Raw genomic sequence first — 24,074 nt, 5'->3', positions numbered from 1 at the left:
CTTTCCAAGCGCGCTCTGGTGGCCCACTTTCCCTGAAGCGGCTGAACCGCGGCCGGCGGCTCCCCGTTCAGGAGCGATCATCTTGTCAGTGCCTTCGATCATTTCCGTCATTGATGATGATGCCTCGGTTCGCCTTGCGACGAACAACCTCCTGACGTCGCGCGGATACACGGTCTACACCTTTGGCTCCGCTCACGAATTTCTCCAATCCGCCGAACTGGAGGCGACCTCCTGCGTGATCGCGGATGTGCAGATGGCGGCCATGAGCGGCGTCGAGCTGTTGACGCATATGCGCGGCCTCGGGCGCATCACCCCCTTCATTTTCATGACGGCCTTTCCGGACGAGGCCGTGCGCGACCGCGCGCTGAAGGCCGGCGCGATCGGCTTTCTCGCCAAGCCGTTTTCAACACGAGCCCTGATCGAGTGCCTGGAGACGGCACTTTCGGACGCCGGCGGCGCCACGATGTGATGCGGCGGCGCCGCGCCCCGCCGGTCCTCAGGGCAAGCCCTGCGCGCTGCGGCCAAAGCGAAGCACTCAATCCACCTTGATGTTGGCGGCCTTGATGATCGGCCACCATTTTGCGATCTCGGCCTTTTGCCGCGCACCAAGCGCCTGCGGGGTGAGTTGATCCTGCGGCGTCATCTCCAGGCCCTGGTTTTCGAGCTGCTTCTTCACGGCGGGATCGTTCAGTGCCTCCACGGCCGCGGCATTGAGTTTGGTCACGATCTCCTTCGGCGTGCCCTTCGGCACCCACATTCCCGACCACAGCGTCATGTTGAAGCCTTTCAGGCCAGCCTCCTCCGCGGTCGGGATATCGGGCGCGGACGCGAGGCGCTTGCTGTCGGTGATGGCATAGGCGCGGATGGTGCCGGCGCGGACCTGGTTGATGGAATTGGAGGTCTGGTCGACGATGATATCGATCTGGCCGGCGATCAGATCGTTCAGCGCAGGCGCGGTGCCGCGGTACGGAACGTATTGCAGCTTGATGCCGGAAACGCTCTCGAAATAGACGCCGGCGATGTGGCTGCCGGAGCCTGCACCGGCGGTGCCGGCAGTCGGCGGCGACGGCCGCGCCTTCAGCCATTCGATCAGTTCTTTCAGCGAGGTCGCGGGCACCGCGTTCTTGCTGACCACGATCATCGGATTGCTCGGCAGCAGCACCACGGGTTCGAGGTCGGTGACGAGATCGTAGCTGAGCTTGTAGACGGCGCCGTTGGCGACGTGAGTGCCGAGATGACCGAAGGAGATGGTGTAGCCATCCGGCGGCGATTGTGCGGCGCGCCCGACGCCGATCGAGCCGCCCGCGCCGGTGACGTTCTCGATCACCAGGGGCTGGCCGAGCGAGGCCCGCATCCGCTCCGCGAGCACGCGCGCCATCGCGTCCGAGGGACCGCCGGCTGCGAAGGGAACGATGATCGTGATAGGGCGCGAAGGATAGTCGTCGGCGCGCGCTGCGCCTGCAAGAGCGAGAATACCGATCAGTCCGGCCCAGACGGCCTTCTTCATTGTCTTCTCCCCAGCGATGTCTTTGTTCTTTTTTATCCCTTCCCGCGTACGGGAAGAGGGATCGGTCGTGAAGAGACGAAATGACGCGCCGGAGCGCGATGATCGCGCTCCGGCGGTCTGGTCGTACTTAGAACTGCGAGTAGTCGATCGGCTTGTGGCGGTCGAGCGTGCGGGTGACCGGCGGCAGCGGGTATTTCAGGCCGGTCGCGCAGTTGAACAGCATCACGCGATCGGTCTTGCTGACGCGGCCGTCGGCAAGGCTCTCCTTGTAGGCGGCGTAGGTGGCCGCGCCCTCGGGACAGAGCAGCAGCCCCTCCTCGCGCGCGACCTCGTTCAGGGCCGACGAGATCTTGTCGTCGTCGACCGCAATGGCAAAGCCCTTGCTCTCGCGCACCGCGCGCAGAATGAGAAAATCGCCGATCGCCTGCGGCACGCGGATGCCTGATGCGATGGTGTGGGCATCCTCCCAGCGCGTGGCGTGCTCGGTGCCGGCTTCATAGGCCCGCACCATCGGTGCGCAGCCGGAGGCCTGCACCGCGACCATGCGCGGGCGCTTTGAGCCGATGAAGCCGATCTTCTCCAGCTCGTCGAACGCCTTCCACATGCCGATCAGGCCGGTGCCGCCGCCGGTCGGATAGAAGATCACGTCGGGCACGTCCCAGCCGAGTTGCTCGGCCAGCTCGAGACCCATCGTCTTCTTGCCTTCGATCCGGTACGGCTCCTTCAGCGTCGAGGTGTCGAACCAGCCGACTTTCGCTTTTCCCTCGCCGACGATCTTGCCACAATCGTCGATATAGCCGTTGACGCGGTAGACGGTCGCACCCTGGAGCTCGATCTCGCTGACATTCACCTCGGGCGTATCGGCCGGGCAGAAGATCGTGGTCTTGATGCCGCAGGAGGTGGCGTAGGCCGCCAGCGCCGCGCCGGCATTGCCGTTGGTCGGCATCGCCATGTGCTTGATGCCGAGCGCCTTGCCCATCGACACCGCCATGACGAGGCCGCGCGCCTTGAACGAGCCCGTCGGCAGGCGCCCCTCGTCCTTCACGATGATCTCGCCGCCGCCGAGCTTCTTGCCGAGCTTCGGCAGCCGGATCAGCGGCGTCGTGACTTCGCCGAGCGAGACGATGTCCTTGCATTTGCGCACCGGCAGCAGCTCGCGGTAGCGCCACATGTCGCCGGGCCGGTTGCTGAGCGCGTCCTTGGTCAGCGCCTTCTTCACGCCGGCGAGGTCGTAGCGCACAAGAAGCGGCTTGCCGGCCTTGGAGAGATTGTGGACCTGGTCGGCCGCGTAGTGGTCGCCCTCCATCGCGCATTCGAGATGGGTGACAAAGGTCGGGCGCTCGATGGTGAGGTTGTCGTTGTCGTGCATGGGTTCATTCCCTCGTTCTTGTTCTCGTGTTCTCAGTCTCTATCCCGTCCCCCTGAGGTGCGAGCCATGCGGCGCAGCGCGCCACATGGAGAGCCTCGAAGGGCGACAGCCCGGCTGCTGCATCTTGGCCCTCATCCTTCGAGGCTCGCTCGGCGGCGCGGTGCACCGCCGAACTCGCACGTCAGGATGACGGAACAGGCAGATGCGAGGGCGGCGCCCTCAGATATTCAACACCCGTCCATACGCATCCAGCACGGCTTCCTTCATCATCTCCGACAGGGTCGGATGCGGGAACACCGTGTGCATCAGCTCTTCTTCCGTGGTCTCCAGGTTCATGGCGACGACGTAGCCCTGGATCAGCTCGGTGACCTCGGCGCCGACCATGTGGGCGCCAAGCAGCTGACCGGTCTTCTTGTCGAAGATGACCTTGACGAGGCCCTGGTCCTCGCCGAGCGCGATCGCCTTGCCGTTGCCGACGAAGGGGAAGCGTCCGACGCGGATCTCGCGGCCGTTCTCCTTGGCCTTGGCTTCGGTGAGGCCCACGGAGGCGACCTGCGGATGACAATAGGTGCAGCCCGGGATCATGTTCTTGTCCATGGGATGCGGATGCAGGCCCTTGATCGCCTCGACGCAGATCACGCCCTCATGCTCGGCCTTGTGCGCAAGCATCGGAGGTCCCGCGACGTCGCCGATGGCGTAGATGCCGGGAACGTTGGTTTTGCCGTAGCCGTCGATGACGATGCAGCCGCGGTCGGTTTTGACACCGAGCTTTTCGAGGCCGAGATTTTCGATGTTACCGACGACGCCGACGGCCGAGATCACGCGCTCGAACTCGGTGGTGACAGGCTTGCCCTTGCCGTCGTCGATGGTGGCGACGACGCTGTCGGCCTTCTTCTCAAGCTTGGTCACCTTGGTCGAGGACATGATCTTGATGCCCTGCTTCTCGAAGCGCTTGCGGGCAAGGGCGGCGATCTCGGCGTCCTCGACCGGGAGGATCTGCGGCAGCACCTCGACCACGGTAACGTCGGAGCCCATGGTGTGGAAGAACGAGGCGAACTCGATGCCGATCGCGCCGGAGCCGACCACCAGCAGCGATTTCGGCATCCGTTCCGGCACCATCGCTTCAAAGTAGGTCCAGATCAGCTTCTTGTCGGGCTCGAGCCCGGGCAGCACGCGCGGCCGCGCGCCGGTCGCGACGATGATGTGCTTGGCCTGGTAGGTCCCCTCGCCCAGCGCGCCCTTCGGGCCCTCGACGTCAGACTTCTTCACGGTGACCTTGCCGGGCGCATCGATCGAGGCCGCGCCCCAGATCACGCTGACCTTGTTCTTCTTCATCAGGAAGCCGACGCCGTCGTTGAGCCGCTTCGAGACGCCGCGCGAGCGCTGCACCACGACCTTCGGATCGAACGAGACCTTCTCGGCCGACAGGCCGTAATCCTTGGCATGCTGCATGTAATGATAGATCTCGGCCGAGCGCAGCAGCGCCTTGGTCGGGATGCAGCCCCAGTTCAGGCAGATGCCGCCAAGATAGGATTTTTCGACGATCGCCGTCTTCAAGCCGAGCTGCGCGGCGCGGATCGCGGTGACATAGCCGCCGGGACCGGAGCCGATGATGATGACGTCGAAGGATGTATCGGCCATGGCGGCTCCCGTTCAACTCAAGAGGCGCCGCGGGCGCGGCGCTTGACCAGAAAAGACCTCACCAGCCATTCGAGCAGCACCGCCAGGACCGTGATGGCCAACGCGGTGAGCACGATGGGCTGGGCGATGTTCCGTGCCAGTTGCTCGCCGGCAAAGAACGCAGAGTGAAGAAATTCGAGCCCAACCGGGTTGAGCGCGACGACGGCTCCAAGCAGCAGCGATATCCATGGCCAGCGGGTACGGACATGCAACGTTGCGCCCTCTGCCGCCGCGTCAGACCATCATCATGACGGGGTTTTCGATCAGCTGCTTGAACGCGCCGATCAGCTCGGCGCCGAGCGCGCCGTCGATGGCACGGTGATCGCAGGATAGGGTCACGCTCATCATGTGCGCGATCTCGATCTTGCCGCCGCGCACGACGGGACGCTCCTCGCTGGTGCCGACCGCGAGAATGGTCGCATGCGGCGGGTTGATCACGGCGGTGAAGTGGCTGATGCCGTACATGCCGAGGTTGGAGACGGCGGTGGTGCCGCCCTGGTATTCCTCGGGCTTCAGCTTGCGCGAGCGGGCGCGCGCGGCAAAATCCTTCATCTCGTTGGAGATGGTCGAGAGCGTCTTGGTGTCGGCCTTGCGGATGATCGGCGTGATCAGGCCGCCGGGCATCGCCACCGCAACGCCGACGTCGGAATGGTGATGCTTGACCATACCGCTTTCGGTCCAGCTGACGTTGCAGTTCGGGATCTTCTGCAGCGCCACCGCCATCGCCTTGATGACGAAGTCGTTGACCGAGATCTTGTAGAGCGGCTTCTTCTCCTTGTCCTTCGGTGCGGCGGCGTTGATCTCCTCGCGCGCGGCGAGCAGCTTGCCGATGTCGCAGTCGATGGTGAGATAGAAATGCGGGACGTTCTGGATCGACGCGGTCAGGCGCTGCGCGATGGTACGGCGCATGCCGTCATGCGGGACGATGTCGTAGGAGCCCGGCTCGAACAGCGACAGGATCTGCTTGTCCGACATGGTCGGCGCGATCGCGGGCGCACCTGACGGCGCCGCGGCGGGCGCCTTGAGGCCCTTGCCGGACTTGGCCTGCTCGACGTCGCGCGCAACCACGCGGCCGTGCGGACCGGTGCCGGTGACCATCGCAACGTCGATGCCGGCGTCCTTCGCGAGGCGGCGAGCCAGCGGCGAGGAGAACACGCGGCCGCCATGGCCGTTGCTTTGCGCAGCCGGTGCGGCGGCCTGCGGCGCAGCTGCGGCGGCAGGCGGCGGTGCGACCTTGGGCGCAGCAGGCGCGGGCGCCGGAGCAGCAGCGGGAGCTTCGGCAGCCTTCGGCGGCGCGGCCGAAGCGCTGGGCTTGGCGCTACCTGCGGCCTTCACGTCCTCGCCTTCTCCGGCGAGCACCGCGATGACGTCGTTGACCGGGACATCCTGCGTGCCCTCGGGCACCAGGATCTTGGCGATCGTGCCCTCGTCGATCGCCTCGACCTCCATGGTCGCCTTGTCGGTCTCGATCTCGGCAATGACGTCGCCGGATTTGACCTTGTCGCCTTCCTTCTTCAGCCACTTGGCGAGGTTGCCCTTCTCCATCGTCGGCGAGAGAGCGGGCATCAGGATGTTGATGGGCATGCTGACCTCAAGAAGAACTTTGCAAAACGTCGCCCCCGACAGCGGAGACGAACAGACCAGGTTTAGTTGCCGATGTCGCCCTGCCACAGGCGCTCATTGGCAGGGATGGAACGCCAATTCTTCATCATGGTGATGGAGCGGTCGTCGGCAAGATCGATCCAGGGGATGCCGAACTTGTCGAGAATGTCCTTGGATCCCTCGAAGGTGACGGATTCCCCGATCACCACCAGCTTCACCTTGAACAGCCCGAGCGCGCCCGCGCACATCGAGCATGGCGACAACGTCGTGTACATGACGGTATCGTGGAACGAGATCGCGCCAGCCTCGCGCAGGCAGCTCATCTCGCCATGAAGGATCGGATTGTTTTCTTGGACGCGGTTGTTGTGACCGCGGGCGATGATCTTGTTGTCGCGCGTCAGCACGGCGCCGATCGGCAGGCCGCCCTGCGCGATCGAGGCTTCCGCCTCGCGGATCGCCTCCAGCATGAAGTCGAAGTGATAGGATTCGATCGCCACTTTCAGTGCCCCTTCCCGCGCGGCGTCGTGGTGCCGGTGTCCGTGGGACGCTCGATCTCGGCCTGGAACATGTCGAGGATCCGGTTCAGCGCGTCCTCCTCGGTATATTCGCTCTCGCGCGCATAGGCGCGCGCGGCGTGGCGGGCGAGATCGACGAGCAGCAGGCCCCACATGTCGGGCTCCTCGAACGCACGCTGGAACGCCATCGACAGCCCGCCGTCCAGCACGAACACGCGCAGGATCTCGACCGCGTCGTCGCGGGTCATGACGTCGGGCGGTAGTGGCTGCTCCTTCGGGCCCGCCATGGTCTACCTGTAGCAGACGGCTTTGGCGGCCTCGACGACTTCCGCCGCCGAGGGCAGCGCGAGCTTCTCCAGGTTCGAGGCATAGGGCATCGGGACGTCCTTGCCGGAGACGCGCGCGACCGGCGCATCCAGATAGTCGAAGGCGTTCTCCATGATGCGCGCAGCGATCTCGGCGCCGACGCCGCTCTGGGCCCAGCCCTCTTCCACCGTGACGGCACGGCCGGTCTTCTTGACCGAGTTGATGATCGTCTCGGTATCCATCGGGCGCAGCGTGCGCAGGTCAATCACCTCGGCTTCGATGCCGTCCTTGGCGAGCTCGTCGGCGGCCTTGAGCGCATAGGTCATGCCGTTCGACCAGGAGATGATGGAGACGTGGCTGCCGGAGCGCACGATGCGCGCCTTGCCGATCGGAACGATGAAGTCGTCGAGCTTCGGCACTTCGCCGGAATGGCCGTAGAGCACCTCGTTCTCGAGGAAGATCACCGGATTGGGATCGCGGATCGCGGCCTTGAGCAGACCCTTGTAGTCGGCGGCCGAGAACGGCGCGACGACCTTGAGGCCCGGGATGTTCGAATACCAGGCCGAATAGTCCTGGCTGTGCTGGGCCGCGACGCGCGCAGCGGCACCATTCGGCCCGCGGAACACGATCGAGCAGCCCATCTGGCCACCGGACATGTAGAGCGTCTTGGCCGCGGAGTTGATGATCTGGTCGATCGCCTGCATGGCGAAGTTGAAGGTCATGAACTCGACGATCGGCTTCAAGCCGGTCATGGCGGCGCCGACGCCGACACCGGCAAAGCCGTGCTCGGTAATCGGGGTGTCGATGACGCGCTTGGCGCCGAATTCCTGGAGCAGGCCCTGGGTGACCTTGTAGGCGCCCTGATATTCGGCGACCTCTTCACCCATCACGAAGACGTCGGCGTCGCGGCGCATCTCTTCGGCCATCGCATCGCGCAGCGCTTCGCGGATGGTCTGCGTCACCATCTCGGTGCCGGCGGGCACTTCGGGATCGGGTTCGGCGACGGCCTGCGGGGCGGGCGCAGCCTTTGGCGCAGGCGCCTCGGCCTTAGCAGCGGCGGGCGGCGCGGACTCGGCAGCCTTCGCGGCCGGTGCGGGTGCTTTCGCAAGATCAGCCGCGCTCTCACCATCGGCGAGAATCGTCGCGATCGGCGTGTTCACTGCGACATCGGCGGTGCCCTCGGGGATCAGGATTTTGCCGAGCGTCCCCTCGTCGGTCGCCTCGACCTCCATGGTCGCCTTGTCGGTCTCGATCTCGGCGATCACGTCACCCGACTTGATCGTCTCGCCCTCTTTTTTCAGCCACTTGGCGAGGTTGCCCTTCTCCATGGTGGGCGACAACGCGGGCATCAGCACTTGAATTGGCATATCGACTCCAAAAGAAAGCTTGCGCGCGTTCAGCGGTAAACGTCGGTCCAGAGCTCGGCGGCATCCGGCTCGGGATCATGCTGGGCAAAGTCGGCGGAGGCGTTGACGATGTCGCGCACCTCGGCGTCGATCGCCTTCAGATCGGCCTCGCTCACCTTGGCCGCCAGCAGGCGATTGCGCACCTGCTCGATCGGGTCCTGGTCGTGGCGGACCTTCTCGACCTCCTCGCGCGTGCGATATTTTGCAGGATCGGACATCGAGTGGCCGCGATAGCGGTAGGTTTGCATTTCCAGGATGAAGGGGCCCTTGCCGGCGCGGCACCAGGCTGCCGCCTCCTCACCCGCGGCCTTGACGGCGCGGACGTCCATGCCGTCGACCTGCTTGCCGGGGATGTTGAAGGACACGCCGCGCTTGGAGAAATCCTGCTGGGCGGAGGCGCGCGAGACCGCGGTGCCCATGGCGTAGCGGTTGTTCTCGATGACGTAGATCACCGGCAGCTTCCAGAGCTCCGCCATGTTGAAGCTCTCATAGACCTGGCCCTGGTTGGCCGCACCGTCGCCGAAATAGGTGACGCTGACATTGCCGTTGCCGCGATAGTGGTTGGCGAAGGCGAGACCCGTGCCAAGCGAAACCTGCGCGCCGACGATGCCGTGGCCGCCGTAGAAGTGCTTCTCCTTGCTGAACATGTGCATGGAGCCGCCCTTGCCCTTGGAATAGCCGCCGCGGCGTCCCGTGAGCTCGGCCATGACGCCGTTGGCATCCATGCCGGTCGCAAGCATGTGACCGTGGTCGCGATAGCCGGTGATGACCTGATCACCCTCTTTCAGGGCCATCTGCATGCCGACCACCACGGCCTCCTGGCCGATATAGAGATGACAGAAGCCGCCGATGGCGCCCATGCCGTAGAGCTGGCCGGCTTTTTCCTCGAACCGCCGGATCAGGAGCATCTCGCGGAGCGCCTTGAGCTCCTGCTCCCTCGTGAATTCCGGGGGCGAACCGCCGTCGGTTTTGTCCTGTGCAGCGCCTGCGGCGGCTTTCTTGGGTGCGGCCATGGGAATTCCGGGTCAGAGAAAACTTTCGCCCTCTCTAACCCAAGTCAAACGCCCTTGGAAAGCACCGCGGCGGCATGGCACGACTTTCATTATGCCGCACTGCAACGTGATCGTAATATTGCAAAATGTTTGGCGCCGATCGGGCAACAAATCTCTGCCGGGGGACAGCACGCGCAGATTCGTGGCCACGTCAAGAAACGCCGGGTCAACCAAGTCCCGACATTTGGAACGGGCGACGCCGAAACGGCGCCGCCCTCTCCTCCGATCAGATCCTGCCGATCAGAAGAAGCCGAGCTTCTTCGGGCTGTAGCTGACCAGCAGATTCTTGGTCTGCTGGTAGTGGTCGAGCATCATCTTGTGGGTCTCGCGACCGACGCCCGACTGCTTGTAGCCGCCGAAGGCCGCATGCGCGGGATAGGCATGGTAGCAATTGGTCCAGACCCGGCCGGCCTGGATGGCCCGGCCGAAGCGGTAGCAGCGGTTGGCATCGCGGCTCCAGACGCCGGCCCCGAGGCCATAGAGCGTGTCGTTGGCGATCGCGAGCGCCTCGTCATCGGTCTTGAAGGTCGTGACCGAGACGACCGGGCCGAAGATCTCCTCCTGGAAGATGCGCATCTTGTTGTGGCCCTCGAACACCGTCGGCTGGACGTAGAAGCCGCTGGCGAGGTCGCCGCCGAGCTCGGCACGACCGCCGCCGGCCAGCACCTTGGCCCCCTCCTGCTTGCCGATGTCGATATAGGAGAGGATCTTCGCGAGCTGCTCGCTCGAGGCCTGCGCGCCGATCATGGTGTCGGCCACGCGCGGGTCGCCCTGCTTGATCGCGGCGACGCGCTTCAGCGCCCGCTCCATGAAGCGGTCGTAGATGTCGGCGTGGACCAGCGCCCGGCTCGGACAGGTGCAAACCTCGCCCTGGTTCAGCGCGAACATGACGAAGCCCTCGATCGCCTTGTCGAAGAAGTCGTCGTCCTCGGCGGTGACGTCCTTGAAGAAGATGTTGGGCGACTTGCCGCCGAGCTCGAGCGTAACCGGGATGAGGTTCTGGCTGGCATATTGCATGATCAGCCGGCCCGTCGAGGTCTCGCCGGTGAAGGCGATCTTGGCGATGCGCGGGCTGGACGCCAGCGGCTTGCCCGCCTCGAGGCCAAAACCGTTGACGATGTTGAGCACGCCTGCGGGCAGCAGGTCGGCGATGATCTCGGCCCAGACCATGATCGAGGCCGGGGTCTGCTCGGCGGGCTTGAGCACCACGCAATTGCCGGCGGCCAGCGCAGGCGCAAGCTTCCAGCAGGCCATCAGCAGCGGGAAGTTCCAGGGAATGATCTGGCCGACCACGCCGAGCGGCTCGTGGAAATGATAGGCGATGGTGTCGTGGTCGATCTCGCCGATCGAGCCTTCCTGGGCGCGCACCACGCCGGCGAAATAGCGGAAATGATCGATCGCGAGCGGCAGGTCGGCGGCACGGGTCTCGCGGATCGGCTTGCCGTTGTCCCAGGTCTCGGCGACCGCGAGGCGCTCGAGATTCTCTTCCATGCGGTCGGCGATCTTGTTCAGGATCGCGGCGCGCTCGGCGACGCTGGCGCGGCCCCAGGCGCCCTTGGCGGCATGCGCAGCGTCGAGGGCTGCCTCGACGTCCTGCGCGTCGGAGCGCGCGATCTTGCAGACGATCTGGCCGTTCACCGGCGAGGCATTGTCGAAATACTTGCCGGCAGCCGGCGGGACGAACTTGCCGCCGATGAAATTGTCATAGCGTTCGGCGAAGGGATGCTGGGTGACGCCCAGGAATTCCACCTTGTTCATTGATCACTCCCGATGTTGCTGTTTGCGCTTGTCGTCGCGTGTTCACGACTTGCGCAGACGATGATGCGGGAGGCGTTTTCTGTCAGCCCGGGGGCGAGCGATGGCGGAGCGGACCTGTCGCAGTTCTGCGACAGTCATATGGCTGCACCAGCGTGCTCATTCCTCATCGCTGAGGAGCGCGCCCTTGCGCGCGTCTTGAAGGATGGCTGCAGATGCAGTGGGGGCTTGCATGGTTCGAGACGACCGCTTCGCGGTCTCCTCACCATGAGGGATAGAGCTCAGTGATTCAGCTCGAACCGCTTGAGCTTCCGGTGCAGCGTGGCGCGGCTGACGCCGAGGGCCTTGGCGGCGGCGGAGACATTGCCGCCTGCGCGGAGCAGCGCCCGCTGCAACACCGCGCGCTGACCGCCGGCAAGGTGGTCATGCGCGACATCGCCGCCGAGCAGATCGGCCGCGGGCACCGGCCGCAACGGGCGGCCGGGCGCGATCCCAAGCCCAATGCCAAGTCCGACCCGGGCGGAGCGGGTCGCGCCGATCACGAGATCGTCGGCATCGACCGCGACGAGGCCGCCGCACTGGCCGTCCGCGGCCGGCGTCAGCACGATGCGGGCATGGGCGAAGGCGCGGCGGAACAGGTCGGCCTCGATGCGCTTGGCCGCCTCGCCCGCCGCCAGCGCGATCAGGCTGGAAAACGCGTCGGTCCGGTCGGCGCGGCAGGAGGAGACGTCGAGCACACCGGCAAAGGCCGCCTCGTGGTCGTAGATCGGAACGGCGGTGCAGCTCAGGAGCGTGTTGCGGGTGAAGAAATGCTGGTCGCGATCGATCGTCAGCGGCCGCTGCTCGACGACACAGGTGCCGATGCCGTTGGTGCCCTCGTGCTCCTCGCTCCAGAGCGCGCCGGTCCAAAGGCCCCAGGACTGGAACGTCGCATCGTCCGCGGGCGTGCCGCGACGGTCGACCGGCACCCCCTCGCCGTCGGCGAGCAGCACGCAGCAACCGGCCGCGCCCACTGCCTGATAGAGCCGGTCCATGGCGCCTTGGGCAGCGGCCAGCAGCGGCGCGATGCGCTCGCGCGCCGCGCGGAGTTCCACCTCCGTCAGCCGCTTCGGCAGGCCGCGGCCGGACGGGTCTAGATGATGCAATCGGGAGGAACGACGCCAGGAGGCCACGAGCGCGGAACGAGCCGCCTGGCCTGATGCAATGGCGGCCTCGACACGGGCCGCGTGATGCTGGGGGGCTTGCCCATTCATCACCGTTTCCTCCGGGTGGCATTCTTAAGGCGTGCCGTCGCGGCCGGATTGATCTTCGTCAATTTTGGGGGCAGCGCGCCGCACAAGCCATGCCCCCGCCGGCGCAGCCCCGTCAAGGCGGCAAAGCGGCGGTCGCTTGCGACCTTCGAGTGATTTCGATGCCGGTTTCGAAACGCGCGGAAAGCGCTACTTCTGCGGGATCATCCGAACGAGGTCATGCGGATTGACGTAGTCGAGCTGGAACCGCGCCCGCTCGTCCAGCATGTCGGGATCGATCCTCGAGGTGCGCAGCAGCGAGACGCGCTGCTCGCTTCTGGCACGCTCGCGCTTGAGCTGCGCCAGCTCGCTCGTCAGCGCGATGATCTCCTGATCGAGCTCCTGGCGCGCGTTGAGGCCGTATTTGCCGGTATAGGCGTTGACGCCGAAATAGCCGACGATGGCGACCGCCATCGCATAGAGGGCAAGACCGGTCAGGATCGATTTCAGGCGCGCGCGGGAGACCATCCCGGGAAGATGGGGCAGCTTGGTTAAGGGAGCGCTAACGCGCCCGACCCTACCCGTGTCGTAGTCATGGCCGGGTCAAGCCCGGCCATGACGAGAGCGCTTGCTCAGCCGTGATGCTTCGCCACGTGGGCGGCGAAGGCATCGATATAGGCCTGCAGCACACCCTTGAGCGAGTCCTTGGCGAGGTTGCCCTCCGCATCGAAGGCATCGCCGACGGCGTTCAGGTAGGTCTCGGGCTGCTGCATGATCGGGCCGGCAATGCCGGGCAGGATGTTCTGCAGCGTCTTGGCGGCGCTGACGCCGCCGAGCGGTCCCGGGGAGTTCGAGATGATGCCGACCGGCTTGCCGTTGAACGAGCTCTTGCCATAGGGCCGCGAGGCGACGTCGATGGCGTTCTTCAGTGCGCCCGGAATGGCGCGGTTGTATTCGGGGGTGACGAAGATGACGCCGTCCGACTTCTGCAGCTTGTCGCGGAAGGCCAGCCAGTCCGCGGGCGGCGCGCCCTCCAGGTCCTGATTGAAGTGGGAGATGCCCGCCGGCGTGATGACCTCGAGCTTGAGCGAGGCCGGCGCGAGCTTGGCGAGCGCATTGGCGATCTTCAGCGAAAAGCTGTCCTTGCGCAGGCTGCCGGCGATAACGACGATGTTGTAGGCCATGGATTGTCCTTGAAACCTTGAGGGAAGTGCCGCGCGGCACTTAAGCGATCCGGATCGATGGATGCAAGTGCATGAACCGGTCCGATTTGGAAACGCTGCGTTTCGCGAAAGCAGATGTTGAGGCCCGGCTACCGTAGCCCGGATGGAGCGCAGCGTAATCCGGGACCCATGTAGCTTATGGCACGATCCCGGATTACGCTGCGCTCCATCCGGGCTACGCTGCAAAACAATCAGGCCGCCAAGAGGCGGCCCGATCTTTCGCGCAAACCTCGAGCCCGGATCAGATCGTCGGATTCCAGGCCGACGGGATCAGGCGATACTTGGCGCCGTCCTTCTCGACGTGGCCGACCGAGGGGAAGGTGAAGTGGAAGCCGATCACCTTGGCCTTCTCCGCCACCGCCATGTCGTAGAACTTGTGGCGCGTCGCCTGCGCCATCGCAGCGTCGGTGTCGAACATCACGTGCCAGTCCGGATTGCGCAGGAAAAATTCCGGAATGTTGGTGACGTCGGACTGGATCAGCACCTTCGCATCGCCCGAGGCGACCGCGAACGAGGTGTGGCCCGGCGTATGGCCCGGCGTCGCGATCGAGGTGATGCCGGGCGCGACCTCCTTGCCCCACTCGTACTTGGTGACCTTGGACTCGAGCCCGGCGAAGGTCTTCTTCACGTTGGCGAAGTAGTTCTTCATCATCGGATTGGACTCAGCCTTGGCGGCGTTGTCCTCGCTGGTCCAGAACTCCCAGTCCTTGCCCGGCACCATGATCTCGGCGTTCGGGAACGCGAGCGCTCCGTCGGCGAGACGGATGCCGTTGGTGTGGTCAGGATGCAGATGCGACAGCAGCACGACGTCGATGCTCTTCGGGTCGACGCCAGCGGCGGCAAGGTTTTGCAGGGTGCGGCCGACGGCGCCCTTGCTCGGCTCGAGATTGGCGACGCCGTTGCCGGTGTCGATCAGCACCAGCTTGGAGCCGGTGTTGATGAGCTGCGGATTGAACGGCACCGTGACCATGCCCTTGGGCATGTAGGCGGCTTCGCCGGCGGCCGCAGCTTCCTCCTTCGGCACATTGACGACGAACTTGTCGGGCATCGGGAAGGTGCGCGCGCCGTCGTTGATCGAGGTGCACTCGTAGCTGCCGACCTTGTAGCGATAGAAGCCCGGCGCCTGGGTCCCGGCTTGCGGCAATGAGGCATTGGCAACGGTCGGGCGAAGTCCGGTGGCGGCAGCCGCGCTGACGGCGGCGACGCCTGCGAGCAGGTGACGACGATTGAGATCAGCCATGGAATGAAGTCCCCTTCTGAGCGCCTTTGCGGTTTTTCCGCTTTCAACGGCGGCGGGAATAATCCCCCGCCTCGCTCAGAAGGCAAGACCTTCTTTCGGTGATCCGTCGCTGCGGATCACGATTATTTATTTGGGTTGATGAGGAATTTTTCGCCGGTGGCGCGTTTGGCGTAGGCCGCGATGTTGGCGGGATCGAGCGCCTCGGGAAGCGACACCACCTTGGTGTAATGGCTGGCGAAGGTGGTCTTCAGTTCATTCACGACGCGCTGGCGCAGCCGTCCGATATCGGCCGGACCGATCTTCTGGAGGAACGGGGTCAAGAGCCAGCCGCCGACGCCCCAGGCCATGCCGAAGCCGCGCGGCAGCTCGATCGGACGGATATCGAGCGCGCCATAGACATAGACCTGCTTGTGCACGCTGGAGCCGTAGCGGCTGTATTCCTTGGCGGTCTTGTTGATCGCGACTTCCATGCAGTTGAGGATGTCGCCGGCAAGCTTGCCGCCACCGATGGCGTCGAAGGCGATGGTGGCGCCGGTCTCGACCAGCGCATTGGTGAGATCGTCCAGGAAGGTCGGCTTGCTGGAATCGACGACGTATTTGGCGCCGATCTTCTTCAGGATCTCCGCCTGCTCCTGGCTGCGCACGATGTTCACCAGAGCGATGCCGTCGGCGAGGCAGATCTTGTTCAGCATCTGGCCGAGATTGGAGGCGGCCGCGGTGTGCACCAGGGCCTTGTGGCCCTCGCGCCGCATGGTCTCGGTCATGCCAAGCGCAGTGAGCGGATTGACGAACCAGGACGCGCCCTCCGCCGCCGTGGTGCCCTCGGGCAGCGGCTGGCAATCCCTGACCTTCATCGTCCGGTACTGCGAATACATGGCGCCGCCGATCATCGCGACCGTCTTGCCCATCAGGGCCTTCGCAGCGTCCGACGAGCCCGTCTTGATGACGACGCCGGCACCTTCATTGCCGACCGGCAGGGACTGGTCGAGGCGCGCCCCCATCGCGCGCATCGCGCCTTGCGGGACAGTTGCGGTGATGACCGGCGCCTGCTTCGTGCCCGAGGCCCTGGCCGTGCTCATGTCGGCGGCGCCGACGAGCAGGCCGAGGTCGGACGGGTTGATCGGCGCCGCCTCGACGCGGACGACGACTTCGTCGTCCGCAGGCTCGGGGGTCGGCACGTCGATCAGCGAGATCTCGAGCTCACCGCTCTTCTTGATCAGCGAACGCAGTTGCAGTCCGGTCTTGCCGTCGCTCATGTCGATCCTCCCCTGTCCCTGTTTTTCGTGCTTTCGCGCGGTGACGCTGGCTTATGCCAGCGCCTTCAGTGCCGCCTTGCCGCCGTAGAGCGCCTGCTTGCCGAGCTGCTGCTCGATGCGCAGGAGCTGGTTGTATTTGGCGGTGCGATCGGAACGCGCAAGGGAGCCGGTCTTGATCTGACCGCAATTGGTGGCGACCGCGAGGTCGGCGATGGTGGAATCCTCGGTCTCGCCGGAGCGGTGCGACATCACCGAGGTGTAGCCCGACTTGTGCGCCATCTCGACGGCGGCCAGCGTCTCGGTCAGCGTGCCGATCTGGTTGACCTTGATCAGGATCGAGTTGGCGCGGCCGGCCTTGATGCCTTCGGCGAGGCGCTTGACGTTGGTGACGAAGAGGTCGTCGCCGACGAGCTGGCACTTCTTGCCGATGAGGTCGGTGAGCTCCTTCCAGCCATCCATGTCGTCTTCCGACATGCCGTCCTCGATGGTCACGATCGGATAGCGCGAGACGAGATCGCCGAGATACTTGGCCTGCTCGGAGATCGAGCGGGTCTTGCCCTCGCCTTCATAGACGTACTTGCCGTCCTTGAAGAACTCGGTCGAGGCGCAGTCGAGGCCGAGCACGATGTCGTTGCCCGCCTTGAAGCCGGCCTTGCCGATCGCGTTCATGACGAACTCGAGCGCGGCGTCCGCCGACGGCAGGTTCGGGGCAAAGCCGCCCTCGTCGCCGACATTGGTGTTGTGGCCGGCTTTCTTGAGCTCCGACTTCAGCGTGTGGAACACCTCCGCGCCGTAGCGCAGGCCTTCGGCGAAAGAGGACGCGCCGACCGGAAGGATCATGAATTCCTGGAAGTCGATCGGGTTGTCGGCATGCACGCCGCCATTGATGATGTTCATCATCGGCACCGGCAGCAGCCGCGCCGAGGTGCCGCCGACGTAGCGGTAGAGCGGCATGTCGAGCGAGTTCGCGGCCGCCTTGGCGCAGGCCAGCGAGACGCCGAGGATGGCATTGGCGCCGAGCCGGCTCTTGTTCGGCGTACCGTCGAGCTCGATCATGATCTGGTCGATCTGGGCCTGCTGCTCGACGTCGAGGCCGCTCAGGGCCTCGAAGATCTCGCCGTTGACGGCGCCGACCGCCTTGGTGACGCCCTTGCCGAGATAGCGGGCCTTGTCGCCATCGCGCAGTTCCACCGCCTCATGGGCACCCGTCGAGGCGCCAGAGGGCACGGCGGCGCGGCCGAGCGCGCCATCTTCCAGCACGACGTCGACCTCGACGGTGGGATTGCCCCGGCTATCGAGAATTTCGCGGCCGATGATGTCGATGATGGCGGTCATGATGTGCACTTCCGTTCGTTAGGGCTGATCGGTGCCGCGGGTCTTACACGGGCCGCAAGCAAATGTGAACGCTTGGGCGCCCGGCTTCGGCTGACGCGTGAAGCACCCAGGACTAAACTTGAGAACGCCGGGTCTGCGCGTCCATCCTCAATTCCAAGAAGCCGAGGTAACGCCATGAATCGCCGCCAGTTTCTTGCTTCGAGCGCCGTCGTCCTTGCCGCCCGCCCAAGTCTTGCGCAGGAGCCCCCGTTCCGGACGAAATATTTCCCGATCAGCACCGGCATTGGCCTGCACGATCTCACGCCCGCCCCTGACGGCACGATCTGGTTCACGGCCCAAGGCAAGGGCCTGCTCGGCAGGCTCGATCCCCGGGATGGCAGTTTCAAGACGGTCAGCCTCGGCCAGGGCGCTGCCCCGCACGGCGTGACGATGGGCCCCGACGGCGCCCCCTGGATCACCGAAGGCGGCCAGAACGCGATCGCGCGGGTCGATCCCGGCGATCTCAAGGTCACGCTGTTCCGCCTGCCGGAAAAGTTCGCCTCCGCCAATCTCAACACCGGCGTGTTCGACAAGACTGGTATCTACTGGTTCACGGGCTTGTCTGGATATTACGGCCGCCTCGCACCGAAGTCGGGCGAGATGGACGTGTTCAGGGCACCGAAGGGCATCGGACCCTACGGCATCACCGTGACGCCTAAGGGCGATGTCTGGTATGCCTCGCTCGCCGGCAGCCATATCGCCAGGATCGACCTTGCGACGGGCAACGCCCATGTCGTCGAGCCGCCGACACCGAACCAGGGTGCGCGGCGGGTCTGGTCGGATTCGAAGGGCCGGATCTGGGTCAGCGAGTGGAACAGCGGCCACGTCTCCGTGCACGATCCCGCTGACGGATCCTGGAAGACATGGAAGCTGCCGGGCGAGCGTCCCCGCGCCTACGCGGTCTATGTCGACGACAGGGACAAGGTGTGGCTGACGGATTTTTCGGCCAATGCCATCGTGCGTTTCGATCCCGCCACTGAGAAGTTCAACGTCTTCGCCAGCGACAAGGCCAACGCCAATATCCGTCAGCTCGACGGCCGCCCGGGCGAGCTGTGGGGCTGCGAGTCCGGTAACGACCGGATCGTCATGATCCAGACGATCGCCTCGGGTTGACGACGGCCGCGATTGCGTCCATCCCGACATCCGTAAAAGGATGTGACGACGATGGCGAAAAAATCCCTCCAGCTCGGCCGTGCGGTCGAATGGCCGCACACGCCGGAAGAAGCCCAGCTCGACCGCGTGCCCAATCCGCAAAAGGACACGGACTATCTGGTGCGCTTCACCGCGCCGGAATTCACCTCGCTCTGCCCGGTCACGGGCCAGCCGGATTTCGCGCATCTGATGATCGACTACGCGCCGGGCCAATGGCTGCTGGAGTCGAAGTCGCTGAAACTCTACATCGCGAGCTTTCGCAACCACGGCGCCTTCCACGAGGATTGCACCGTGATGATCGGAAAGCGCATCGCGAGCGAGATCAAGCCGAAATGGCTCCGCATCGGCGGCTACTGGTACCCGCGCGGCGGCATCCCGATCGACGTGTTCTGGCAGACCGGCCGCGTGCCGAAGGGCCTGTGGGTGCCCGAGCAAGGCGTCGCGCCCTATCGCGGGCGGGGCTAACAGGAGAAGAACAACAATGAAAACGATGTCAGCAACAGTCCGCAACGTCGCCCTGGGCGTTCTGGGCGCCCTGTGGCTTACCGGCGCCTCCGATGCTGCCGAAGTCCGGGTGATGATCTCGGGTGGATTGACGGCGGCCTACAAGGCGCTCGTGCCGGAGTTCGAGAAAGCCACCGGCAACAAGGTGCTGACGGAATATGGGCCGTCGATGGGGACCACCACCAACGCGATTCCCGTGCGGCTCGAGCGCGGCGAACCGGCCGACGTCCTGATCATGGTGGGCTATGCCCTCAACGACCTCGCGAGCAAGGGCAAGGTCGTTGCCGGCAGCCAGGTCGATCTCACCAAATCGCCGATCGGGATCGCCGTCAAATCGGGCGCGCCGAGGCCGGACATCAGCTCGGTCGAGGCGGTCAAGCGCGCGCTGCTGGCGGCGAAGACGATCGCCTATTCCGACAGCGCCAGCGGCGTCTACGTCTCGACCGAGATGTTCGACAAGCTCGGCATCGCCGAAATCATGAAGGACAAGGCGCGCAAGATTCCGGCAACGCCCGTCGGCGAAATCGTCGCGCACGGCGAGGCCGAGCTCGGCTTTCAGCAGATCAGCGAACTGAAGCCCGTGAAGGGCATCGATATCGTAGGTCCCCTGCCGAACGAATTGCAGAAGATCACGATCTTCTCGGCCGGGATTGCGACCGGATCGAAGGAGCCCGAGGCTGGCCGCGCCTTGATCAACTTCCTCGCCTCCCCCGCCGCGCGCGAAGCGATCGTCGCGAGCGGGATGGAGCCGATCCCGGCTGTTGGAACGAAATAGCGCAGCTCTCGGTGCGCCCTAATATGCGCTGAGCAGATCGACCTTCGCGTTGGCCGCAACCAGCCGCCGCGCCAGGATCGCGGCGAGGTTGCGCATGATCTTCAGCGACGTCTCCGGGTGCAGGCGGCGGTAGTCGGCAAAGCTGTCGAGCGGCAGTTCGAGGCAGGTGACGGGCGTATCGGCGAGAACGTCGGCGCTGCGGCTTTGCTCCAGGATCGCCATCTCGCCGAACTCCATGCCGGGGCCGAGCGAGGCGAGCCGCACGCCGCTCGGCAGCTTCACGCTGACCATGCCGCTCTGGAGAAAGAACAGCGAATTGGCAGGCTCGCCGCTGGCGATGATGCGCTGGCCGGCCGCGTAGTGCCGCGTGGTCGAGAGCTTGACGATCTCGGCGATCTCCTCCGCGTCGAGTTCGGCGAGCAGCGCCTGCTCGCCGAGATGCGCGCTCTCCTTGACGTCGGTGAAGCCGCCGAAGCGATAGATCACCTGGTCCTCGGCCCACTCGACGGCATCATCGAGCAGCGCGAAGTGGCGCAGCCGGCGCGGCTCGGCCGTGCGCGCGGCGATCGCACTCCACACCGCGGAGCTCTCCTCGAAGCCGGACAGAATGGCGGTGACGCCGGCATTGCCGAGCGCAGTCAGTGTCTCGCCGAGCAGCTCCGCGCCGGCCGCGGTGATGTCGGGGACGCGGCGGAAATCGATGATCAGCAGCGGCGCGTTCGGCGGCTCGTTGGTGAGCCTTCGTGTGACGTAGTCGATCGTGCCGAAATTCATCGCACCGACCAGCTCGAGCACGCGGATGTCGCTGTGGCGCTCATCGAGGATCTGCTGCTCGTGCGGCTGGCGGCTGCGGCGGGAAGAGATGCCGTAGACGTCGTAGTCCGCCATGATACTGGTGCGCACGTCCGCGTTGCGGTTGAGCATGTGCAGGTCGAACCGCGCCGACAGCGCCTCGCAGACCTTCAGGCCGCGCACGCTGTTGAAATGATTGTCGAGCAGCGGCGAGAAGGTGCCGAGCCCGAGCTGCGAGGGCAGCGCCGCGACGATGCCGCCGCCGACGCCGCTCTTGGCGGGGATGCCGACGCGATAGGTCCACTCGCCGGCATAATCGTACATGCCCGAGCTCGTCATCACCGACAGCGTGCGCGCGACGATGTTCGGCGTGATGACCTGAACGCCCGTAACCGGATTGATGCCGCGGTTGGCGAGCGTTGCCGCCATCACGGCGAGGTCGCGCGCGGTGACCAGGATCGCGCATTGGCGGAAGTAGACGTCGAGCACGGCATCGACGTCGTCGGGCAGCACCGCATAGTTCCGCAGCAGCCAGGCAATCGCGCGGTTGCGGTTGCCGGTCGCGGTCTCCGAGGCATGCACGGCCTCGTCGACGCCGAGCTCGCGGCCGGCGAACTGGCTGAGCTTGGCGCGGACGCGCTCGAAAGCGCCTTTCCCGTCCACCTCATAGATCAGGCCCGAGCAGGCGATCGCGCCGGCATTGACCATGGGATTGAAAGGACGGTTGTCGTTGGTGAGCCGGATCGAGTTGAAGGCTTCACCGCTCGGCTCGACGCCGATGGTGGCCGCGACGCGCTCCTCACCGACCATCTCCAGCGCCAGCGCGAAGACGAAGGCTTTGGACACCGACTGGATCGTGAACGGAACGTCGCTGTCGCCGACCTCGTAGACATGGCCGTCGATGGTGACGAGCGCGATGCCGAAATGATCGGGATTGGCGCGCTTCAGCTCGGGGATGTAGTCGGCGAGCTCGCCGGAATTGTCGGTCCGGAATTCGGCGTGGCAATCTGTCAGGAAACGCCGCAGCGGTGGCTTGGTGAGATACCCGGTCAAGCGGGGCGAGCTGGCTGCGCTGGCGGAACGGCTGGTCTGGGCGTCCACGATCTCACACCTCGATTTGCCCAAAATCAAAGCAATTCGCGTGCCATGCATACGCTGGCAGTGGTGTCATGATGAGGGACGTCGCCCCGCTTAGGTCACCGAATGGACTTCAGCGCGCGTCGGTGGGCGCCCGCTGCTTGAGCAGCCGCGCGCAGGCGAGGCCCAGCACCACCATGATCGCGGCGCTGGCGAGCAGGGTCGGCTCCTTGCCGGCATGGTGGAGGCCGAAGCCGTAGGCGAGCGGCCCGACCGTCTGCCCCATGAAGAAGAAGAACGAATGCAGCGACATGGCGGTCGCCCGCGCGCCGATCGACAGCTCGCTGGCGAACACCTGCAAGCAGCCATGGATCATGTAGAAGCCCCAGCCCATCAGCAGCATGCTGACGAATTGCAGTTTCCAGCCGAAACCAAAAGCGAGCGCACAGAGCTGCAGCCCCACGATGCTCGCCCCCGCGATCATCATGCCCTTGACGCCGAGCCGCGGCAGCATGCGCGATACGGTGAGGGTGTAAAGCAACCCGCCGACCGCAAACCCCGCAATCACGATACCCGCGATTGAGAGCGATTTCTCGCCGAGATCGAACAGGAACGCGGCGATGAAGGGAAACAGGCCAAGCACGCAGCAGCCCTCGATGAACACGGCCGAGTAGCAGAAGCGCGTGTTCGGATTGGCAAAGATGGTGCGGTAGCCCTGCCGCAAGGTCTTCAGGTTGGTCTTCGGAGGCGCCGTCAACGGAACACCGCGAAAGCCTGCCGCAACCGCCACGGCCGCAATCAGGCCAAGCACACCGAGGATCACGAGCACGCCGCGCCAGCCGATGAAATCGCCAATGATTCCGCTGGCGGATGAGCCGAGCAGATTGCCGGTCATCGAGCCCGCCATCGTGCGTCCGATCGCAACCTGCCGCTTGGCGGGCGCAACGAGGTCGGAGGTGAGGCCGAGCGCGACCGGAAACACGCCGCCCGCGGCGATGCCGGCGAGGATGCGGCTTGCGAACAACCCGGTGAAAGAGGTGGCGAGCGCGCCCAGGATGCAGGCGACGCCGAGCAGCGCCAGGCACGCTGTCATCAATCGCGCCTTGCCGAACAGATCGGCGGCCGCTCCGATCGCTGGCTGCACCAGCGCGTAGATCAAGGCGAAACCGGCTGCGATGCTCGCGGCCGTCGTGATGCTGATCGCGAAATCATCCGCGACATGCGGCAGGACGGGATCGAGCGCACGCGTCGACAGTGCGGCCGAGAAACCGGCGAGCGCAATGATGTTGATCGCGGGCGGAAATTTCTGGTCGGACGACGGCCTGGTCACAGGCTGGTGCATCAGCGCGTGGTGCCCTTTGACGCGCTCTTTGACGTACTCTTGGCCAGCGCGTCGAACGCCATCAGCCGGGCGACCAGTCCCTCGAACTCGCGCAGCGGCACCATGTTGGGACCGTCGGAGGGCGCGCGATCGGGATCGGGATGGGTCTCGATGAAGACGCCGGCAACGCCGACCGCGACTGCCGCGCGCGCCAGCACCGGCACGAATTCGCGCTCGCCGCCGGAGGACGTGCCCTTCCCGCCCGGCTGCTGCACCGAATGGGTGGCGTCGAAGATCACGGGCGCGCCAGTGGTGCGCGCCAGGATCGGCAGCGCGCGCATGTCGGAGACCAGCGTGTTGTAGCCGAAGGACGCACCGCGCTCGGTGACGAGCACGTTGGGATTGTCGGCGCTGGTGATCTTGGTCACGACGTTCGCCATGTCCCAGGGTGCCAGGAACTGCCCCTTCTTGACGTTGACCACCTTGCCGGTCGCGGCCGCCGCCAGCAGCAGATCGGTCTGCCGGCACAGGAAGGCCGGGATCTGCAGGATGTCCACCGCCTGCGCCACCTCGGCGCATTGCGTGGCCTCGTGCACGTCGGTCAGAACAGGCAGGCCGAGCGAGGATCGAATTTCGGCGAAGATCGGCAGCGACTGCGCGAGGCCCAGCCCGCGCGCCGCCGAGGCGCTGGTACGGTTGGCCTTGTCGAACGAGGTCTTGTAGACGAGGCCGATGTTAAGCCGCGCCGCGATCTCCTTCAGCGCGGAGGCCACCTCCAGAGCATGCTGGCGGCTTTCGAGCTGGCAGGGTCCTGCAATGATCGAAATCGGCAGATCATTGCCGAACTTGACCCGGCCAATGGTCACGACCGGCGCAGCTGAATTCGAAGAGCTCAAGGCAAATCCCTCGTTTCGGCGCGACCATAGCCGCCACGAGGGT

General features: G+C 65.2%; 23 protein-coding genes. 4 read left to right on the top strand and 19 right to left on the bottom strand.

Features of this window, described 5'->3' with window-relative positions; translation table 11 throughout:
• Positions 1–82 precede the first annotated feature (82 nt).
• A complete protein-coding gene (locus XH79_RS05905; RefSeq protein WP_212336094.1) occupies positions 83–469 on the top strand; it encodes a response regulator transcription factor in 387 nt (128 codons plus the stop codon).
• A 66-nt stretch (positions 470–535) separates the two neighbouring features.
• Here XH79_RS05905 and XH79_RS05900 read toward each other — a convergent pair whose 3' ends face one another.
• From XH79_RS05900 to eno, 16 genes are all read right to left on the bottom strand, one after another.
• On the bottom strand, positions 536–1,507 hold the full coding sequence (locus tag XH79_RS05900) for a tripartite tricarboxylate transporter substrate binding protein BugD (protein WP_271581030.1): 972 nt from the start codon (positions 1,505–1,507) through the stop codon (positions 536–538).
• A 127-nt stretch (positions 1,508–1,634) separates the two neighbouring features.
• Positions 1,635–2,876, bottom strand: a complete 1,242-nt coding sequence (locus XH79_RS05895) for a threonine synthase (protein ID WP_212336092.1) — start codon at positions 2,874–2,876, stop codon at positions 1,635–1,637.
• A gap of 219 nt (positions 2,877–3,095) precedes the next feature.
• A complete protein-coding gene (gene lpdA, locus XH79_RS05890) occupies positions 3,096–4,517 on the bottom strand; it encodes a dihydrolipoyl dehydrogenase (protein WP_271581029.1) in 1,422 nt (473 codons plus the stop codon).
• A gap of 17 nt (positions 4,518–4,534) precedes the next feature.
• Positions 4,535–4,768, bottom strand: a complete 234-nt coding sequence (locus XH79_RS05885; RefSeq protein ID WP_271581028.1) for a hypothetical protein — start codon at positions 4,766–4,768, stop codon at positions 4,535–4,537.
• Between the two features lie 22 nt (positions 4,769–4,790).
• Positions 4,791–6,140, bottom strand: a complete 1,350-nt coding sequence (locus XH79_RS05880; protein ID WP_271581027.1) for a pyruvate dehydrogenase complex dihydrolipoamide acetyltransferase — start codon at positions 6,138–6,140, stop codon at positions 4,791–4,793.
• Between the two features lie 62 nt (positions 6,141–6,202).
• On the bottom strand, positions 6,203–6,655 hold the full coding sequence (locus XH79_RS05875) for a nucleoside deaminase (protein WP_194393784.1): 453 nt from the start codon (positions 6,653–6,655) through the stop codon (positions 6,203–6,205).
• A gap of 2 nt (positions 6,656–6,657) precedes the next feature.
• A complete protein-coding gene (locus XH79_RS05870) occupies positions 6,658–6,960 on the bottom strand; it encodes a DUF5076 domain-containing protein (protein ID WP_008547332.1) in 303 nt (100 codons plus the stop codon).
• A 3-nt stretch (positions 6,961–6,963) separates the two neighbouring features.
• Positions 6,964–8,346 (bottom strand): pyruvate dehydrogenase complex E1 component subunit beta, encoded by a 1,383-nt coding sequence (locus XH79_RS05865; RefSeq protein ID WP_271581026.1) that lies wholly within the window; start codon positions 8,344–8,346, stop codon positions 6,964–6,966.
• 29 nt (positions 8,347–8,375) lie between these two features.
• Positions 8,376–9,398 carry a pyruvate dehydrogenase (acetyl-transferring) E1 component subunit alpha gene (gene pdhA, locus XH79_RS05860; protein ID WP_212336087.1) on the bottom strand — a complete coding sequence of 341 codons (1,023 nt, stop codon included), beginning with the start codon at positions 9,396–9,398 and terminating at the stop codon, positions 8,376–8,378.
• 279 nt (positions 9,399–9,677) lie between these two features.
• Positions 9,678–11,195, bottom strand: coding sequence for an aldehyde dehydrogenase (gene adh / locus XH79_RS05855; RefSeq protein ID WP_212336086.1), 1,518 nt, complete (start codon positions 11,193–11,195; stop codon positions 9,678–9,680).
• A gap of 278 nt (positions 11,196–11,473) precedes the next feature.
• On the bottom strand, positions 11,474–12,445 hold the full coding sequence (locus XH79_RS05850) for a GAF domain-containing protein (RefSeq protein ID WP_271581025.1): 972 nt from the start codon (positions 12,443–12,445) through the stop codon (positions 11,474–11,476).
• Between the two features lie 186 nt (positions 12,446–12,631).
• Entirely contained in the window at positions 12,632–12,949 is a 318-nt protein-coding gene (locus tag XH79_RS05845; protein WP_212336084.1) for an FtsB family cell division protein, read from the bottom strand.
• A 104-nt stretch (positions 12,950–13,053) separates the two neighbouring features.
• Positions 13,054–13,605 (bottom strand): NADPH-dependent FMN reductase, encoded by a 552-nt coding sequence (locus XH79_RS05840; protein WP_271581024.1) that lies wholly within the window; start codon positions 13,603–13,605, stop codon positions 13,054–13,056.
• A gap of 280 nt (positions 13,606–13,885) precedes the next feature.
• Complete coding sequence (locus XH79_RS05835; protein WP_271581023.1) at positions 13,886–14,884, bottom strand: MBL fold metallo-hydrolase; 999 nt, start codon at positions 14,882–14,884, stop codon at positions 13,886–13,888.
• Between the two features lie 122 nt (positions 14,885–15,006).
• Positions 15,007–16,140, bottom strand: a complete 1,134-nt coding sequence (locus XH79_RS05830; protein ID WP_271581022.1) for a zinc-binding dehydrogenase — start codon at positions 16,138–16,140, stop codon at positions 15,007–15,009.
• 51 nt (positions 16,141–16,191) lie between these two features.
• Positions 16,192–17,475 (bottom strand): phosphopyruvate hydratase, encoded by a 1,284-nt coding sequence (gene eno, locus XH79_RS05825; protein WP_212336080.1) that lies wholly within the window; start codon positions 17,473–17,475, stop codon positions 16,192–16,194.
• A 174-nt stretch (positions 17,476–17,649) separates the two neighbouring features.
• Here eno and XH79_RS05820 point away from each other — a divergent pair, with 174 nt between their 5' ends.
• The 3 genes from XH79_RS05820 to XH79_RS05810 are packed head-to-tail and all read left to right on the top strand — an operon-like array spanning position 17,650 to position 19,945.
• Entirely contained in the window at positions 17,650–18,627 is a 978-nt protein-coding gene (locus tag XH79_RS05820) for a Vgb family protein (RefSeq protein WP_271581021.1), read from the top strand.
• A 51-nt stretch (positions 18,628–18,678) separates the two neighbouring features.
• Positions 18,679–19,131, top strand: coding sequence for a preQ(1) synthase (queF, locus tag XH79_RS05815; RefSeq protein WP_212336078.1), 453 nt, complete (start codon positions 18,679–18,681; stop codon positions 19,129–19,131).
• A gap of 16 nt (positions 19,132–19,147) precedes the next feature.
• Positions 19,148–19,945: a substrate-binding domain-containing protein gene (locus XH79_RS05810; protein WP_212336077.1), complete on the top strand. Its 798-nt coding sequence runs from the start codon at positions 19,148–19,150 to the stop codon at positions 19,943–19,945.
• A gap of 18 nt (positions 19,946–19,963) precedes the next feature.
• On the opposite strand, the gene glsA is transcribed toward XH79_RS05810, so the two are convergent.
• The 3 genes from glsA to kdsA form a co-directional block, all read right to left on the bottom strand.
• Positions 19,964–21,838, bottom strand: coding sequence for a glutaminase A (gene glsA / locus XH79_RS05805; RefSeq protein ID WP_271581020.1), 1,875 nt, complete (start codon positions 21,836–21,838; stop codon positions 19,964–19,966).
• A 109-nt stretch (positions 21,839–21,947) separates the two neighbouring features.
• Entirely contained in the window at positions 21,948–23,156 is a 1,209-nt protein-coding gene (locus XH79_RS05800) for an MFS transporter (RefSeq protein WP_212336075.1), read from the bottom strand.
• Positions 23,156–24,031 (bottom strand): 3-deoxy-8-phosphooctulonate synthase, encoded by an 876-nt coding sequence (gene kdsA, locus XH79_RS05795; protein ID WP_271581019.1) that lies wholly within the window; start codon positions 24,029–24,031, stop codon positions 23,156–23,158. The genes XH79_RS05800 and kdsA overlap by 1 nt, the downstream gene beginning before the upstream one ends.
• Positions 24,032–24,074: the final 43 nt, after the last annotated feature.

Origin of the sequence: Bradyrhizobium sp. CCBAU 45389 (genome assembly GCF_028128625.1) — a bacterium.
Taxonomy (GTDB): domain Bacteria; phylum Pseudomonadota; class Alphaproteobacteria; order Rhizobiales; family Xanthobacteraceae; genus Bradyrhizobium; species Bradyrhizobium liaoningense_B.
The sequence above is the reverse complement of the archived record's forward strand: the minus strand, read 5'-3'. Positions and strand labels throughout refer to the sequence as shown.